Origin of the sequence: Virgibacillus halotolerans (assembly GCF_016908515.1) — a bacterium.
GTDB lineage: Bacteria > Bacillota > Bacilli > Bacillales > Amphibacillaceae > Virgibacillus_M > Virgibacillus_M halotolerans.
The window spans coordinates 431,174-448,000 of sequence record NZ_JAFBEA010000001.1 but is presented as its reverse complement, the minus strand read 5'-3'; the positions used below and the strand labels follow the sequence as shown (position 1 = coordinate 448,000).

Here is a 16,827-nt window from a genome sequence, read left to right as displayed (position 1 = left end):
AACTACAAAAATAAAGGATTAGTAGTCTCTTCCCTATTTTTTTGATTAAGTAGCATTATAATATAAATAAAATTTAACAAAAGGGAGAATGAAAAGGATGAACAAAACAGATTTAATTACAGAGGTAGCAGGTAAGGTGGATTTTTCAAAGAAAGATGCAACTCAATTGGTGGATGCTGTATTTGAAACAATTCAAGAATCATTAGCAAGTGGAGAAAAGGTTCAGATTTTAAACTTCGGCAATTTTGATGTACGTGAGAGGGCTGCTCGTAAGGGACGTAATCCACAGGACGGCACTGAGATTGATATTCCGGCAACTAAAGTTCCGGCATTCAAAGCAGGTAAAGCATTGAAAGAATCAGTAAAATAATTAATTTTAAAATAACAGTACATAAAAAATAGAGTGTCTACAGTGGAAGTAAGGGGCACTCTTCCCCTCCACTCACTGATACCTAAATAAACTTAGGGAGACTATTATACATGCCCAGACCGAAAGATAATATGTTTTTTGGCTTAGAGTTAACAGACGAACAAGAAGTTTATGTGGATAGTGTATTTGACAACCTTTTTACAATTTGCAATGCGAAAGCTGGGACTGGTAAAACGACACTAGCTATCGCATCAGCAAGGTTACTAATTGCAGATAAAAGAAATGATTTAGATGGACTATTATATACATTTAACCCTGTTGAAGAAGGAACTCTCGGGTACACAGATGGTGGGGTAGAAAAGAAAGAGTCTAAGTATATTAGTCCACTGTTAGATGCATTGTCAGCGATTAACGAAGATTCTAGATTTGCTCTGAAGAGAGAAACTAATAATGACATGATTAATGAAAACACATGGGTGGAAGCCAATTCCCATGTATTCCTACGTGGAACAAATATTGTCAACAAGGTAGTTGTAATTGATGAAAGTCAAAACTTTACTAAAGGTGACTTAAAGAAGCTATTAACCAGAATACATGACTCGTGCCGAGTTATAATGATTGGCCATGACGGACAAATAGACCTGAAGAACCCTTCTAAAAGTGGATTTACTCCATACATAGAGCACTTTGAAGGTGAGGATTACGTCAAAGTGTGTACTTTGACTCATAACTTTAGGGGAAAATTGGCGCAAAAGGCTGATGATTTAGTTTGGTAGTCTAGAAAAATAGAATAAAAGGGAGTAATAAATATGTACAAGACTAACATTACGAAAGAATTTAAAAATAAAGGACTATATGATCCAGAACTGGGAAAGTTAATTTCTACAAATAAAGCAACTGAAGGTGAAACTTTCGATATTGCAGAAGCACTGAAGAAGATCGGTGCTGGCGGTGTTGAAGTTAGTATTGCAATTACTCAAAAAGACGTTATCGAAGACGTAGAGGAAAGTGAGTGATTGAATGACTTTGCCTGAATTTTTGCATAAGCGAGACGGAGAAAGTGTAGACGACTATCATATTAGACTGTTTGAAAACAAAGATGACTATGACATAGATAAATATACTATCACTAACCTATTGAATGAAGCTGCGGGAACTAATTACGATGAAAGCAAGTGGAGAAAAGACTACTCATTGTATATACGTTGGAAAGACTACATATTGCAAAATAGCTTAGATCAGGAAAGATTAGCCTTATATGAAGAATCTAGGATTGAGCAAGAAAAAGAGAAGATTCGTAAGCAGGATCAGAAGCGTGAGTATCAAAAAATGCTTCGTAACTCCGCCAGATTCGAAAATATTCAAATAGACGTTCGTGAATCTATTTTTGAATTGGAGAAAGTTAAGCCTCTTCATCCTCATGAAAAATATAAAATACATGTAAATGATGAGAAACATGGGTTAGCATTGTTTAGCGACTGGCATTTTGGGAGTGAAGTTGATAACAATCATAATAAATACAATAAAGAAATATTCGACTTACGAGTAAGAGAATTAGTTGACAAAATCATCAGACATGGCACAACAAATAACATATCTACGCTGCACATTGCTCAACTTGGTGATTTAATAAATGGGCTGATTCATGTTTCGGCTAGAGTGCAAGCGAACGAGACCTTGGTTGGACAAATCCAGCATGCATCTGAAAGATTAGCTGAAGTGATTAACAAATTAGCAAGTGTTTTCCCTAAAATTGTTTATTACAATGTTATCGGAAACCATGCACGTACATCACCCAATAAGTCGGATGTTGGCCTAAGCGAAAACTTTGAGTATCTTGTACCTTGGTTTCTAGAAGCTAGGTTAAGTCATTTAGATAATGTTGAGATGATCGTCGATAAAGATGGCTATGTGGAAGCTAATATTTTTGACAGCAAAATGGTGTTTGTTCATGGAAACTTCGATCAAGCCGATAAAGCTGTGACAAGACTTCCTCAATTACTGGGCTATGTGCCTGACTTTATTGTGGGTGGGCATGTGCACCATAATTATATGAAAGAGTATGGGAAAACTACTACTCTAGTAAATGGATCTTTGATTGGATTGGATGATTATGCCACACAAGGAAGATTTGGTGGTTCCCCTTCTCAAAAGTTTATTGTATTTGACGAGAATTATGGAATGGAATGCGAGTACATAATTAAATTTAAAAATTAATTAAGTAACATTATAATGTAGAGGTGTAAAATTACATACGCCTCTCCCCTTTCTTTCAAAATATGATTAAAGGATGATTTGAATGGCAGATATCTACAACTTTCCAGATGATCAAAATGATGAAGAATGTGACTGCGAAGCTTGTCAAATTACAGAAGAATACTTCGAAATAGTTCTTGAGTGTGAAACCAATGATGAAAAATTAGCTGTTTTACGTGGATTATTTGAGGATGCTTATGAATTAGGTCAAAAAGACATGATCATACGTGATATTGAGGTTAAAACTGATCTTTTAAACAGAAATAATGAAGATAATTATCAGTAATAATTTGGAATAAACGGAGGAAATAAAATGCAATTAAAGTTAGAAAATATTCAGGTTGGAAATTGTGTGTCCGTACTAGAAAAAATGCCTCTAAAAGGTATGAAATCTATACATAGAACACGGTTAGCTAATCAGTTAAAAGAAAAATTAGATAGAATTATTAAAGAAGAAAAGGAAATTCGTAAGGATCACAGCCATTTAAATGAAGATGATGAACCAAAAATAAAAGAAAATGGAACTTTAGATCTTAAAGTTGATATTGAAGAGTTTCGGAAAATTATGCAAGAGTTCTATGAGGATAAAATTGTAATTGATGGCGGAGACTCACAGGTCGCTTTAAAGTCTGTTAAGAATTCAGTTGAGGACTGCGAAGTTGAATGGGATGGCAAAGAAGCTGTTGCATTTGAACATTTGTATAGCGGATTTGAAGGAGAAGACAGTAAGGATGCCAAACAAGATGGTGGTGAGTAAAATTGGCTGAAGTTGAGGTAAAGATGAATGATGGTATCATTAAAAACTTAACGATTGATAACTATGATGCTGAGGAGATTGCAGAACGTTTGAATGATAGCAAGCACAATATGATTGCATTAGGAAGTGGATCGAGAGCAGTCGTGGTGCAGCGCTACTCCATTGTGCGTATCACACCCGTTGAATTAAAAGACGAAGATCAAAACGAGGATGAAGATGGTGAATAGTACATCCTCCCTATTATAATCAAAAAGGAGAGATGTAAATGCAATATGGTTCAAGTTTTCATGGAACGGATTCTATTAAAACTAGTGTAGCAAATGAAGAAATACTACCAACAGCTTCTAAGTTTTATAAATTCAGCTTGATGAATGAAGGAGATTCTACCGTAAGTATTAATGGCAGCGATCCAATTTTCTTAAAGTCTGGAATAGGATTTTCCACTGACCAGTCTGACGTATATGTTAAGTCATTTAAGTTCTTAGAAGATAACATTCAGTATTTTTGGGTAGGTGGAAGATAATGTTAGGACAAGGATATTTCTTAGGTGGATTTGGCTCTAGTAGAACGGGTTCTGGCGGCGAAGATGTAAAATTGGAAGATGGAAATATTATATTCTCCCCTACCGACCCTATTTATATTGATGAAAACGACAATGTTTATTTTGATGAAGAAAACAAGAATTCTAGAATGTACATAGAAGATAATAAAGTTTATGTGGAACAGGTGGTGTAATAATGGCAGGAATTGAAATTGCTAAAAAGAGTGATTTAGAAGGATTTGTAGATGGTGATTACGTAGATGGAAAACTCGCAGAGGTAGACACTGATATAAGCGCGTTAACTGATTTAGTTGGACAAAAAGCCGATGATAGCCACACACATAGCTATAATGATTTAACTAATACTCCCTCTATTCCAGATGTATCGGGATTAGCAACCGCAACATCTGTTGATGATCTGGCTGGTAAGGTAGCTGATAAAGCCAATTCAGGTGACGTATACCCTAAGTCTGAGGTAGATGATTTAATTTCAGGATTACAGGCGCAGATAGATGAATTGAAGACTGATAATCCAGATCCAGAAGAGTAAGTTATAAAAGGATTCTTTTATCTTAACCAAACCAATGTACGACTTTCGTCTTCATGACGATAAAAAATCTGGATAGCTACCAGCGGATTGGAATTTCGCCTCCATAAGTGCGATCTTTAAAATATGCTCGGACAGTTGACTCTGAGCGCCTTGCTAGGAAGGCTTTATAATGTTCTAGAAAATGTGTAACATTGTCAACTTTTAATACATGGTGAGGTGGGAAAGGTTCCCCACGCGCTTGGCTAATGCAACAAAAGTCGGTTAATTATTCCGTCGGAAGATAACGCCAAGCTAAAAGAGATGCAGGAGTGCCGACCTGTCACCATAAAATAGCTCATTTACCAAGATGTAAAAGGAGCATCCAGTTTTCGCAAAGCGATTACCGGTTTTTTGTACACTAAGATTCTTTTTGAGATATCCAATACTGACTAGACTCTATTGGGTATCGATTAAGAGAGTCTTTTTTGATTTTCTTATACTACTTAGAGATATGTTGTGATTAGCTATCGCGACTAACTTAGGAGAGGTTTTAACATCCCTTCCCCTCTCCTATTCTCATCGATTTATTTTTTATTAGGTAGTTTTATAGTGTAAAGGGAATAGAATTGAAGGAGGTTATGTAAGGATTGACAACTAAAAAAAATAAAATACAGCCAAAAAAAGAATGTGTGGAGTGTAAGAAAGTTTTGACTCTGCAAAGGTTTTATAAATGTGATAACTCTCCACTTTATCCTGATGGAAGGTTCCATATGTGTGTAACTTGCGTCGGCAATCTGTCCAATGGGGAAAATGGATATGAAATAGTCTTAATGATACTACATGCAATGAATAAACCTTTTATTCAGTCATTGTGGGACGACTGTGACGTATCTGGTAATTACTTTAGACAAATCAACTCACTTCCTCAGTATAGAGGATTATCATGGGATAACAGCGATTTCGGAGACAGTATTATTCTAGAGAAAACTAAAGAAAATGACAACTATGTGGATTTAGATGTTATGGAGAATAGATGGGGATCTGGATATACACCGGAAGAGTATACACTGTTCGAAAGAAAATATGCAGTACTTAAAAACAACTATCCAGAAAAAACATCCATGCATACGGAGGCTCTATTTACTTACATCAGATATCGGGTAAAGGAAGAGCTTTCAACCGCGAAAGGCGATGTTAAAGATGCCAAGGAATGGGGCACACTTGCTTCCAAGGCAGCTACAGACGCTAAAATAAATCCCTCTCAATTATCTCAAGCTGATCTGACGGATGGATTAGATACTGTTGGTCAGATAGTCAGAGCCACTGAGCAAGTCGAGGATATCATATCAATACTACCTCAATTCAAGTCAAGGCCAAAGGATAAGGTTGATTTCACTATTTGGAGTTACATTAATTACGCCAGAGACCTAGAAGGGAAGTCTTTAATTGACTACAAAGATGTGTATGAATTTTATGAGGAAAGAAAATCTGAATACGAGGACGAATACGGAATTATAGAGGAGGAAGGAGATTAATGGCATCTCACGGCAACTTCCAATCTAAAAGCGCCAAACACACCAGGAATAGACACAATAGGAACGAGCCTCAGTTTGTCGGACATGTTAAAGGCAGAAGTGAAACTGAGGATGATAATTTTACAAAAAACATTCATAAGTATAAAGATTTTGTTGTCTGGGGTAGGTTTTATCCAGATTTATTTTTCGACTTAATAACACCTGAAGTTGGTGGAATTAGACTTGACTTAGACCAGCGTGTATTCCTTAGAGCTATGTCGAGATTTCTCTCTACATATGGCGTATTTCCGCGTGGTTATGGCAAGACATACCTCGAAATACTAGGAATGTATCATGCTGCAATATTCTTTCCTGATATTGATATATCCATGACAGCTCAAACTAGAGAGAACGCAGCTAAACTGGTTGATGAGAAACATAGGGAAATAATGAAGCACTTCCCTCTCCTTAAAGAAGAAGTTCAAACGTATAGATCCTCCAAGGATAGCGTGGAAGTTGTCTTCACATCTGGCGGAAGAATAGATGTTTTGGCAAACCAGCAATCAACAAAGGGAGCAAGAAGAAAAAGATTAAACGTCGAAGAAGCTGCTCAAATAAACAATGATCTTTTTCAGGATGTTCTAGAGCCGATTGTAAATATACCAAGAAGAACTATTGGGAAAAATTCAGCTGTAAACCCTGAAGAGATGAATGGACAAATTAATTTCTTCACGACCAGCTGGTTCAGAGGCACATCCGAATACGATAGAAACATAGCTCTCTATAAAGACATGATTAACCTAAAGGGCGTATTTCTGATTGGATCGGATTGGCAATTGGCTCATTCTTTCGGTAGGGGTGAAACGAAATCTCAAATATTAAGTAAAAAGGAGAAGCTCTCCCCCACTTTCTTTGCTTTAAACTATGAAAGTCGTTGGGTCGGTGCAAGTTCTTCTGCTCTTGTAGATATTAAAAAGGTCATGGATTTAAGGGTAATGACAAAGCCGGAATACAAAACAGATGGGCGAAGTGAATATATATTGGCTATGGACGTTGCTAGAAGTGACGACACATCAAATAACCAGTCTTCCATAGCAGTTCTTAAGCTTGATAGGACAAAAAACGGAAGAATAAAACATATAAGACTTGTAAATATTATCAACCTGCCGAACGGATTGAACTTTGAGTCACAGGCTATTGAATTGAAAAAAATAAAGAAAGTATTCAATGCTTCAAAAGTAGTAATTGATGGGAATGGATTGGGAACAGCTATCATTGATGAGGTTCTTAAGGAAACATTTGATCCGAAAACAGGAGATAGTCTTGGATGTTGGAGCACAATCAACACAGATAGGGTTCCAGAAAGCAGTGATGCTGAAAAGATAGTCTACGACCTTCATTCTCAAGGTATCAATAGCGACATAATAATAAACTTTATCGACATGGTGGAAGCTCAGAAGCTACTGCTATTAGAAAAAGTTGATAATGCTAATTATGACATAAATGATGATGATGATCTGAAGAGGATTGCCCCTTTTATGCAGACAGACATATTGATTGAGGAGATTGCTAACTTAAAATTAAAAGAGTTAAACAGTGGAAAGTACACTGTTGAGCAAGTTGTTAGGAAGATTGATAAAGACAGATATTCCGCTGTCGCTTATGGGTTATGGTTTATCAAGAACTTTGAAGATGAATCACACAGCGGTGAAGAATACGAATTCGGTTTTTTCTTCAATTAGGAGGTGAATGAATGGCTGAAAGTGAGCAAAATAATTATGAATTAAATATGGATCTAACGACTGAATCTATTATTGTAGGTGGAAGATTTACTGGCATTAACATTGATAGTGTAAAGACTTGGCTAAAAAGACCAATGCAATTCAATAAAGAACTGAGGAATGCGTCAAGAATACTATATAACTCAAATGGCATATACACAAATACTATAGATTATATGGTAGCCCTCCCTACTTTGGATAAAATTGTGCATGGTAAAAACAAAAATCATAACAGATTTAAAGATAATAGAGAAAAGTTTAATGACACTTTATTAAAAATGAAAGATAAAAGGATTGCTAGGGATATATTTTTCAAGGTGGCGTTAGAAGGTATATCATTTTACTATTTTGAAACTGAGGAAAATAAACCTTTTCCTAAACATATGAGTGATCAGGATATAGATTCTATAGAGTTAAATTCTGAAGTGGTTTGTAGTGCAATCCCCCTCCCTACTGACTATTGTCGGATTGTAGGAACTAGAAATTCATCTTACATAGTAGCTTTTAACTGCGAATATTTTGATCAATTTACTGGAAAAGGAAGATCTAAAAAGTTGTTAAGATATCCCACAGAAATCAGACGAGCGTATAAAGCGTATAAAGCTGATTTTAATAAAAAGTGGGCAATATTGGACAATGATAGAACCATTACTGTAAAGATACGATCTAAAATGGATGAAAGATGGGGTCGCCCATTAGGTATGGCTGGGTATGTTGACATGTTATACGACGAGTATTTTGTTGACACTAAAAGAAAAGTATTAGATGACGTAAATAGTACGGTTATATATCAAACTTTTCCAGAAGGTGAAAAAAGTGGTCAGTCTTCTTTGACTACAAAACAACAAAAGCGTCAGCATGACAATATTAAATCAGCTTTATTCACAAAAGGTGCTACCAAAGGAGTAAATTTCTTCTCAATCGCATCTGGTACGAAGTTGGATAAATTAACTACAAACATTGAAATGTTAAAAGTCAAAGGTGAGGACGAGTTAATCAATAGGATATCTACCAGTTTAGGATTTGCTGGTAGTGCGCTAAACGGTCAAGGTGGAAGTTTATCTGGTCAGAAGTCCAATTTAGAATTGGTTTCATCTGAATTATTTAGCTGGCAAGAACAGATTCAAGAGGAATTTAATAAAGTTATTAATGCCAACATTATAAATGATAGTAAAACATACATAGAAGTCTATTACATGCCTATCACACACGTTAACCGTAAAGATATGATCCGTAATATGAAAGAGTTATATACACATGGTGGTGGGTCTCTAATCGCTTGGATATCTAGCACTGGCATGTCTTCAGATGCTTATTTGTCGTTATTGGATTATGAAAAAGAAGAAGGGTTTACTGAAAAGTATCCTCCGAATCAGACTGCATTCACCCAAACTAATAAAGACGGAGTTGATCAGAAACCGATTAATGATGATAGCGATAATGAAAATACAATGAAAAATAAAAATAATGGGAGCAATCCAGTTGAATAAACTCGGCAGCTTTAAAGGTGGTGAGAAAAATGTATATAGAAGTGGCTGAGAATAACAAAAGAACTGGAATAACTCCTATCAGAATTGTGATGCATGAAATATATAGCTCTCCTGATGAATATAACAAAAATGGAATTAGTTGGAAAAGAGAGTATGTAGAAAAACAGATAAGTACAATTAGCGGCTCACCTATCGTTGCAGAGTTTGTGGATGATGATTTTGACATGCCTTTAGGTCATGGCGATGTCTATGTTGATGACGATGGAGAAGTTTACTTTCAGAATTCTGTTGTCGTAGGGACTATGAATGACGCCAAGATTGAAAATGTTGAAATAAATAAAGAAATGAAAACTGTATTGGTTGGATACGGTCATCTTTACAACCAGAGATTTCCTAATTTTATAAAGTGGATTAAAGAAGTTAATGAATTCGAGCAGGTTAAAAGCTCAGTTGAGATATGCGCTTCTCACCCTCACAAAAACATCATTTATGAAGATGGATGGAAAGAGGCTGGCAGAGTACCTATGGAGTATCAGTATTCAGGTCATGCAATATTATCAGAAACTCCCGCAGACGATAGTGCCGTACTGTTAGAGATAAATAAATTTAAGGAGGACAAGAAAATGTCAAAAGAGTTAATTGCAGAATTAAATAGCAAAATTGATGGTAAAGATACTGAGATCAATAAGCTAAAAGTTCAAGCAGGTACAAAGGATACTGAGTTAAATGAGCTAGGTGGAAAGTTAGAGAAAAAAACCAATGAGCTTAATACTGTTATCCAAGAGTTGAATGATAAAAAGAAAGAATTAGAAGGAATTCAGGGTGAGGTAAATGAGCTTCGTGAATTCAAACAGAAGGCTGAAGGCGAGAAGTTAGCTGCAGAACTGAATGAAAAACTTTCCGCTTACACAGATGAGGAGAAATCTGTTTCTAAGGATAAAATTGAAACTTTCTCTAAGTCCCCTTCTGCTGAAAAAGTATCTGAAATTGTAAATGAAATCAACTCAGATATTGCCAAGAAGATTGTGGAAGATCGTAAGAAAAAACAAGCTACTGAAGACGAAGATAAGAAGAAAAGAGATAAAGACGATAAAGATAAAAAGTCTGAACAAAATAGTTATATTTTTGGTGACATACTTGAGGAAGATACAGAATCATCTATTGACGAGTTGCTATAAAATAACTTGTAAAATAAAAAATAAATTAAAATTTATAGGAGGAATATAAACATGTTTAACTTTGTAACAATTAGTGCTTATAATCACGTTCGTAACAACCCGCGTTGTAAGGCACAGGAGGATTTGGTAAATGGATTAGCTGTAACTTTGGATGAAGTAGCAAAGGAAGCCAACCTACCTGACACAGAAGGCGCAAAGGGTACTGAATTATTTGTAGTATTTAACATCATTGATAAGCCGGAGATTCGTAACTCAGCTGACTTTAAAGTAGAAAAAGGTGAATTCGTTCGTGCATTCTTACTTCATGATGCAAAAGAACTTCCTGTTGAAGTAGGTACCGCTGCCCTGTCCGGCCAATCTGCCGTAGGCGACAAATTAGTAGTTGAAGCTGGAACAGGTAAATGGGTAAAAGCTGGAGAAGATGACGATCATGCAATTCAACTGGAAGTAACTGCTAAAACACCTAATGGCGTAGAGGCTATTGTTAAAGCATAATTAAGTAATATTATAATACATAAACTAAAATATTAAACTCGGAGGTAATAGAACATGTACGGAATTGAATTAAATAACGTTCGTCGAGATGCGAACTTTAACACTAAAATAAACAAAAACTCAAAGGCAGTAGAAATTTTCTCTGCTATCATTAAAGGTGAAGATACAACTAAATATGGCAAGAACGTTGATACAGTAATGAAGCATATCGCTGATTTATCGAGCAAGGCTGATGCTGGTGATGGTCTTGCTAAAGCTGAGATCAACTCGTATGTACGTATCGCTTTAGAATCCCCGCTGCAAACTCGTATTGATCTGTTTGATTTTATGGGCAAATTTACAAAGGTTGGCTATGCTGATCAAGTTATGTTGACTAAATACAAGCACACTACTCGTTCTGGCTTCCAAGCTAGTCAAGGTGACGTGCCGCTTTCTACTGTTCAATGGGAAGAATCTCCAATGGCAACTCAAACCATTTCTGGTGGTTTTGCTATTAACTATCGTGAACTTTTGTCTGGAAATCTTAACAAAGTATCCGAAGGTATCGAGCAGGTTAAAACTGATATGCATAACAAGGCAATGAACTATGTATTGACTACACTGTACAATGAAGTAAAAAATCATACTGGTGTAAAATACTTTGCTGAAACTGACGGAATTCTGAAGGAAAGTGTTGATGATGTTTTAACAAAGGTTCGTCGTAATGGTCGACCATCTATTGTTGGTGACTACTCAGTTGTCTCTCAAGTTAATGGATTCAATGGTTTTGGACAAAATGCTCCTAAGAACTTCTCTGATGCAGCACTAGAAGAAATTCGTCAAGCTGGATTCTTGGGAATGTATGGTGGCGCTCCTGTTCAAGAGTTGCCTAACCAATATGACCGTACTACTTTAAATTCTGCTGGTGATAACTATACTACACTTCTTCCTGAAGGATTAATGTATGTTATTCCTAAGAATTCTGGAATGATTTCGCCTCTACAGGTTGTTCAACGTGGAGATCTTACTTCTGCGACTGGATTCCATGTAGAGAATGGTGAAGAAGTTACACGTTTTGACCTCGAAATCGGAAGCGGAATAGCGCAACCCGACGCTATTGGTATCATTTCTGATACTAACTTTGATGCTCCACAAGCCTAAATAAATGAGTCAAAGAAACACAAGGTACGATATTGAGTATGTAAAAGAAGTTTTTCTCAGCAATGGTTTTACGCTCTTAGAGGACGAGTATATTAATGTTGATACGCCTATGGATGCAATTTGTATATGTGGCAGAAAGACAAGAAAGACTCTAAGAGATGTTAGAACTGCAAAAGGGTGTAGAGGGTGTATGGGAAGCAGAATGTCCGCAAGATACAGAAGAAAATACGAAGACGTTAAGCAGTATTTCGAAGACAATGGGTGCACCCTTCTATCACCTACTTATAAAAACAATAGAGAAAAACTTGACTACATATGTGAATGTGGAAATGTTTCGAAAATATCTTTCGGAAAATTCAAAGAAGGCAAAAGGTGTAAAGAGTGTGGGAAAAGGAAGATATCCAATAAGCTAAAAGGCGTTAAAAGACCAGAAAGAAACGGCGAGAACCATCCGAATTGGAAGCACGATAAGACCGATGAAGAACGTTTGGCTGACAGAAAGTATAGAGAGTATCACGAATGGAGAAATTCTGTATTTGTGAGAGATGGATATACGTGTCAACACTGCGGTCAATTGGGTGAATCTTTAGAGGCACATCATCTGAATGGATACAGTTGGGATATTGAAAATAGAGTGAATATAGATAATGGCATAACACTATGCGAATCATGTCATAGTCTATATCACTTTCAGTTTGGCAAGCAAAATGTTGTCAAAGAAGATTTTCTATATTTTATCCAAGGGGTATCTTGGGATATGAGGTATCAGGTAGAGGTTTAGATAGAATATATATTGAATAAGAGTAGAGTTGGTCTCCCCTTCCCTGCTCTTACTTTTAGGATTAAAAGGAGGAAATATTGAATGACAATAAGTGCAGAAAAGAAAGTTCCAGTACGCAATCTATGTGGATGGGACTTATATTTTGGAAACATCGAATCAAATGGATCTGTAAGACTTCCATCTGAGGGCATTCGTAGAGTTTTATTTGGTGAAGTCATGGCTCAAGTTAATGATAATAATATTATGTTTGTTGGTACGGATGGTATCGGATCTCACGCTAGGATTTATGTTGAAGATAAAGAAGCTAGAGTTGAATTGGGCTTTGAGACCGATGGATCTAAGGATGTGCAGAATGTACTGACAGCGGATAAGGTTAAAAAGCTGTTAGAGTACAAAACTCAGAAGACATTTGAGAAACATGTCACAGAGGAAGTAGTTACTAGAGCTGAAAAGATGTTCATGATTGAGGAATCTCAGAGACAAAAATTGAATGAGTACTCTAAGATTAAGTTTTTAGAGGATTACACTGGATTTAAATATGATTAAGGACGTGGTGTAAATGGCCACACCAAAGAAGCTAGTAGTAGACAGTTTTCATACAGAATTTATGTCAACTACTGTGTTGCATTCTGAGTTAGAAGATATGTTCTTATTGAAAGCAATTGGAGACTTTGAATTAGAGTTGGATTCATTGGATTATAATGATTCGGTCGGCGAGTTTGACAGGGATCTAATTCGTCCTGAAATAACTGTATTGGGATTATTGATGTATAAGCACTATCTTGGCAGAGAAAAAGATAGAGTTATGAAGATAAACAATATCGTTGGTAAGGATATCAAATTAACCTCAATGGCGGACAGTAAACGCATAATTGCGAAAGCTTATCATGATGCGTTTGATGAGGCTGATGAAATGATGGGCAAATTAAAGGACGGTTCTTACTATGAGTGAAGACTGGTATCTTATGACATCTAATAACAAGTATTTGAGTGGATTTGAATTGGATTCATTTGAAGAAGCCTATGATGCATTTGGAGACCTATTAGATCAGTCGCCTGAGTCATACAATGTTCAAGTCAATAGTGTTGATAAGAGAATTATTATACAAACAACTCATAAAAGCATAAATAAGACGATTCTATTCTCTAAAGGAAATATTAATCAAGGCGATATTGTGCTATTTGACGATCTGAATTGGCTTGTCTTAGATATGCCTACATTTAATAGGATATATGAGAAATCTATTATGGCGGTATGCAATGAGACATTTACAGTAGTTGAAAAAGGCGAGCGATACATCAAAGATTTCGATGAATTGGGTCGTCCTGAGTATGGGTGGCACGATGATAAAAATCATGAAATATCATGTGTGGTTGAATCGAGCGCAGAGTCAATGTATAGCAGAGATAAAGTTGTCAATATGCCTGAAGGGACATTGTCCATAAAAATACCTTTTGACAAATCTCACCTTATTACGCTGGAGACTAAAATTGATGTTTTTGATGCCCCTTATCAAGTTTACAACATAAATAAAGCTAATGTATTTAAAGGTAAAGGTGTTGTTGAGTTATTTGTTAGGAAAACTACTACATAAGAGTTTGGAATGATCGGAAGTGGAACATAAAAAGGAAACTATAGATAATCTATTCGACTATTACACGAATCAGATATTTAAAATATTGTATTTGTTCGAGAATAGCGATTTAGAAGGATATAAACATGTCGGAAAAATAAAAGACGAAATCTACAGATTAGATAAAGTCATACCTGAAGTTCATGATAACTATCAATGCTATGTGCTGCTACTTAAACTGGAACATTTGTATAATCGAATGTTATTTATGGATGGTGCTCACAAGAACATCAAAAACCATGTAATGGAGTCATGTAATCTAGTGAAGGAAATCAGGGAGGTAATCTAAATGAAGATGAGGGCATTGTTGCAGGAAGTTTATAAATCCTTCTCTACGGACGAAGAATTGCTAAGACTTCTTTATTATAAGCCTGAAAGCATGAGTGATAACCCCCTCTCTCCCACTAAAGATGATGTTCTGGATATGAATGAAAAATGGGACATAATCGAAGATAGAATCAGATTCTCACCCACTGCTGATGGACTGTTGGATGATGATCCTATATGCAGAATTCTTTTTTATCAAAGTCCAAGAAACGCCCTTAAAGGTAATTATGCTAGTTCTATACAGTCATTCAACATAGACGTATTTGTGCATCGTGAATTTAATGATGTAGACATGAGATTGGCTTGGATTACAGATCATATCGGGACTAAGATGTCTAACTATTATTTCCAAAATATTGGAACTGTTAGATTTGTTTATGGTGATAATCTAGGTGCTCCTGAAGGGTACTTTGGATACACTACAACTTTTGAATACGGTGATTTTCAGTGGTAGAAAACTACAAAATGAGAATGATGGCTGGGTATCCAATTGATGTCGGAGGAATTAAGGTATGGCCTTTAACGTTAAGAGAAGTTTTGGATATTGGCGAAAAAGAGCATTCTAGTATGGTTTCTATCTTTCTTGTAGAAAAAGATAGTCTCGTTGAGGAAGGTCAGGATCTATCTGGAGTTTATGTTTATCACATAATCCATGCGCTGGCAATAAATGATCACAATATTAGAGATGTACTCCTTAATGCTATGGGAGTCATGTTTAAAGAGGATGTCAGTATAGATGAAGACGGATTCTTTATTTATAAAGATGGTGTTCAGACGTATATAACGCCAGAGCAGTTTGAGGAAATTAGAGAAGTGATTCGGATTCAAAATTATCTAGGTGATGACTCAGAATCTGAAGGTGGATACAAGCCAGCAAACAGCAAGGCTCAAGAGTATGCTGACAGAATTGCAAAAATGAAAGATAAGCTAAGGAAAGATAAAGGTGAAGACAAGGGTCTTGCCCTACACGATTTAGCTTCAATTGTATCTACACATAGCAATAATATAAATCTTTTAAATGTATGGGATTTAACCATTTACCAGTTATATGAAAACTACATAAGACTGATGGTTTGGGATGATTACCATAGTACGCATATGCATATCCCCCATATGGAAGAAAAAGATATTAAAAAAATGAAACACTGGGCAACTCCAGTTGACCTAGATACTTTAAGGAGGAAAAATTAATGCAATATGGTATTAAAGAAGTCTTAGACTTAACTATTTTAAACTATGCAACAAAGAAACCAGTATCATTTATTGACTACGCATTGGCAAGTACGAATGAGGTAACTGCTGAACGAACACCAATCAAGGGTGGTCGTGGAATGGCTAAACTCATGGAGTTTGACGGAGAGAAAGAATCTGTTCTTAACGTAACTATCCCATTGGTTGATTTGAGCTTACTAGCTCATATTGCTGGTGATGAACTTATCAACGAAACTACTGCCGAGATTCTTCAGACAGATCGATTGAAGGTTAATGACGGTAAGATTACTTTAACCAAAGAGCCTATTGGTAAAGTTTCAGTATTCGAGATCGAAGGTTTAAGAGACTTTGGTGATGAAGTGGATGCCGAATTTACCGATAAAGATGGCACAGTTGAAGGTTCCGACGGTAAGGAAGTATTTGCCATCTATCAATATGCAGCCCCTAAAGGCGCTAAGGAGATTAAAGTACGTACTGACAAATTCCCTCAAGAAGTTGAGCTTCACGGAAAAGGAATTGCTCGTTCTCAGGAGGATGGATTGGACTATCCTGTCAACGTAACTGTACATAAAGCACGTCCTCAAGCAGACTTTACTTTTACAATGGAAGGTACTGAGCCTACTGAGTTAGAGTTAGTATTTGATATGGCAGCCTTCAAGGATAGTGCTGGACACTCTACTTATATTAGCTATATCTTTGAAAGTACTCCAGAAGGACAGGATACACCCTAAGCAGCCCGTAAATCTTAAGGCTGATTCTAAGAGCGATACGAGTGCTGATCTATCTTGGAATTAGCAGGGATTAGGGCATTCCGAAAGGATG

Annotated in this window: 24 protein-coding genes; all 24 read left to right on the top strand. The window is 36.2% G+C overall.

The features are described 5' to 3' along the window. Nucleotides 1-97 precede the first annotated feature (97 nt). Nucleotides 98-370, top strand: a complete 273-nt coding sequence (locus JOC34_RS02335; protein WP_205135093.1) for an HU family DNA-binding protein — start codon at nucleotides 98-100, stop codon at nucleotides 368-370. A gap of 110 nt (nucleotides 371-480) precedes the next feature. Then, the gene (locus tag JOC34_RS02330) at nucleotides 481-1,146 is read left to right on the top strand and encodes a PhoH family protein (RefSeq protein ID WP_205135092.1); all 666 of its coding nucleotides are present in this window, start codon (nucleotides 481-483) and stop codon (nucleotides 1,144-1,146) included. Nucleotides 1,147-1,179: 33 nt separating this feature from the next. After that, nucleotides 1,180-1,386, top strand: a complete 207-nt coding sequence (locus tag JOC34_RS02325) for a hypothetical protein (protein ID WP_205135091.1) — start codon at nucleotides 1,180-1,182, stop codon at nucleotides 1,384-1,386. 4 nt (nucleotides 1,387-1,390) lie between these two features. Next, complete coding sequence (locus JOC34_RS02320; RefSeq protein WP_205135090.1) at nucleotides 1,391-2,587, top strand: hypothetical protein; 1,197 nt, start codon at nucleotides 1,391-1,393, stop codon at nucleotides 2,585-2,587. Between the two features lie 82 nt (nucleotides 2,588-2,669). After that, entirely contained in the window at nucleotides 2,670-2,912 is a 243-nt protein-coding gene (locus tag JOC34_RS02315) for a hypothetical protein (protein WP_205135089.1), read from the top strand. A 27-nt stretch (nucleotides 2,913-2,939) separates the two neighbouring features. After that, nucleotides 2,940-3,383, top strand: coding sequence for a DUF1617 family protein (locus JOC34_RS02310; protein ID WP_205135088.1), 444 nt, complete (start codon nucleotides 2,940-2,942; stop codon nucleotides 3,381-3,383). Between the two features lie 2 nt (nucleotides 3,384-3,385). Beyond that, entirely contained in the window at nucleotides 3,386-3,610 is a 225-nt protein-coding gene (locus JOC34_RS02305; protein ID WP_205135087.1) for a hypothetical protein, read from the top strand. A gap of 38 nt (nucleotides 3,611-3,648) precedes the next feature. Then, the gene (locus JOC34_RS02300; protein WP_205135086.1) at nucleotides 3,649-3,906 is read left to right on the top strand and encodes a hypothetical protein; all 258 of its coding nucleotides are present in this window, start codon (nucleotides 3,649-3,651) and stop codon (nucleotides 3,904-3,906) included. Beyond that, nucleotides 3,906-4,118 carry a hypothetical protein gene (locus JOC34_RS02295; RefSeq protein ID WP_205135085.1) on the top strand — a complete coding sequence of 71 codons (213 nt, stop codon included), beginning with the start codon at nucleotides 3,906-3,908 and terminating at the stop codon, nucleotides 4,116-4,118. The genes JOC34_RS02300 and JOC34_RS02295 overlap by 1 nt, the downstream gene beginning before the upstream one ends. A gap of 2 nt (nucleotides 4,119-4,120) precedes the next feature. Next, entirely contained in the window at nucleotides 4,121-4,474 is a 354-nt protein-coding gene (locus JOC34_RS02290; RefSeq protein WP_205135084.1) for a hypothetical protein, read from the top strand. Between the two features lie 626 nt (nucleotides 4,475-5,100). Beyond that, on the top strand, nucleotides 5,101-5,988 hold the full coding sequence (locus JOC34_RS02285; protein WP_205135083.1) for a hypothetical protein: 888 nt from the start codon (nucleotides 5,101-5,103) through the stop codon (nucleotides 5,986-5,988). Next, nucleotides 5,988-7,709: a hypothetical protein gene (locus tag JOC34_RS02280; RefSeq protein WP_205135082.1), complete on the top strand. Its 1,722-nt coding sequence runs from the start codon at nucleotides 5,988-5,990 to the stop codon at nucleotides 7,707-7,709. Before JOC34_RS02285 ends, JOC34_RS02280 begins: the two co-directional genes overlap by 1 nt. Nucleotides 7,710-7,720: 11 nt before the next feature. Next, nucleotides 7,721-9,238, top strand: a complete 1,518-nt coding sequence (locus JOC34_RS02275) for a hypothetical protein (RefSeq protein WP_205135081.1) — start codon at nucleotides 7,721-7,723, stop codon at nucleotides 9,236-9,238. Between the two features lie 29 nt (nucleotides 9,239-9,267). Then, a complete protein-coding gene (locus JOC34_RS02270) occupies nucleotides 9,268-10,416 on the top strand; it encodes a hypothetical protein (RefSeq protein ID WP_205135080.1) in 1,149 nt (382 codons plus the stop codon). Nucleotides 10,417-10,467: 51 nt separating this feature from the next. Further along, a complete protein-coding gene (locus tag JOC34_RS02265; protein ID WP_205135079.1) occupies nucleotides 10,468-10,911 on the top strand; it encodes a hypothetical protein in 444 nt (147 codons plus the stop codon). A gap of 54 nt (nucleotides 10,912-10,965) precedes the next feature. After that, nucleotides 10,966-12,051, top strand: a complete 1,086-nt coding sequence (locus JOC34_RS02260; RefSeq protein ID WP_205135078.1) for a hypothetical protein — start codon at nucleotides 10,966-10,968, stop codon at nucleotides 12,049-12,051. A gap of 4 nt (nucleotides 12,052-12,055) precedes the next feature. Beyond that, nucleotides 12,056-12,832, top strand: a complete 777-nt coding sequence (locus tag JOC34_RS02255) for an HNH endonuclease (protein ID WP_205135077.1) — start codon at nucleotides 12,056-12,058, stop codon at nucleotides 12,830-12,832. A gap of 81 nt (nucleotides 12,833-12,913) precedes the next feature. Beyond that, the gene (locus tag JOC34_RS02250; RefSeq protein WP_205135076.1) at nucleotides 12,914-13,378 is read left to right on the top strand and encodes a hypothetical protein; all 465 of its coding nucleotides are present in this window, start codon (nucleotides 12,914-12,916) and stop codon (nucleotides 13,376-13,378) included. Between the two features lie 13 nt (nucleotides 13,379-13,391). Then, nucleotides 13,392-13,784, top strand: coding sequence for a hypothetical protein (locus tag JOC34_RS02245; RefSeq protein WP_205135075.1), 393 nt, complete (start codon nucleotides 13,392-13,394; stop codon nucleotides 13,782-13,784). Further along, nucleotides 13,777-14,427 (top strand): hypothetical protein, encoded by a 651-nt coding sequence (locus JOC34_RS02240; protein WP_205135074.1) that lies wholly within the window; start codon nucleotides 13,777-13,779, stop codon nucleotides 14,425-14,427. Before JOC34_RS02245 ends, JOC34_RS02240 begins: the two co-directional genes overlap by 8 nt. 19 nt (nucleotides 14,428-14,446) lie before the next feature. Further along, on the top strand, nucleotides 14,447-14,755 hold the full coding sequence (locus tag JOC34_RS02235; protein WP_205135073.1) for a hypothetical protein: 309 nt from the start codon (nucleotides 14,447-14,449) through the stop codon (nucleotides 14,753-14,755). Beyond that, nucleotides 14,756-15,247 carry a hypothetical protein gene (locus JOC34_RS02230; protein ID WP_205135072.1) on the top strand — a complete coding sequence of 164 codons (492 nt, stop codon included), beginning with the start codon at nucleotides 14,756-14,758 and terminating at the stop codon, nucleotides 15,245-15,247. Beyond that, nucleotides 15,241-15,984, top strand: coding sequence for a hypothetical protein (locus JOC34_RS02225; protein ID WP_205135071.1), 744 nt, complete (start codon nucleotides 15,241-15,243; stop codon nucleotides 15,982-15,984). The genes JOC34_RS02230 and JOC34_RS02225 overlap by 7 nt, the downstream gene beginning before the upstream one ends. Then, entirely contained in the window at nucleotides 15,984-16,736 is a 753-nt protein-coding gene (locus tag JOC34_RS02220) for a hypothetical protein (RefSeq protein ID WP_205135070.1), read from the top strand. Before JOC34_RS02225 ends, JOC34_RS02220 begins: the two co-directional genes overlap by 1 nt. Nucleotides 16,737-16,827: the final 91 nt, after the last annotated feature.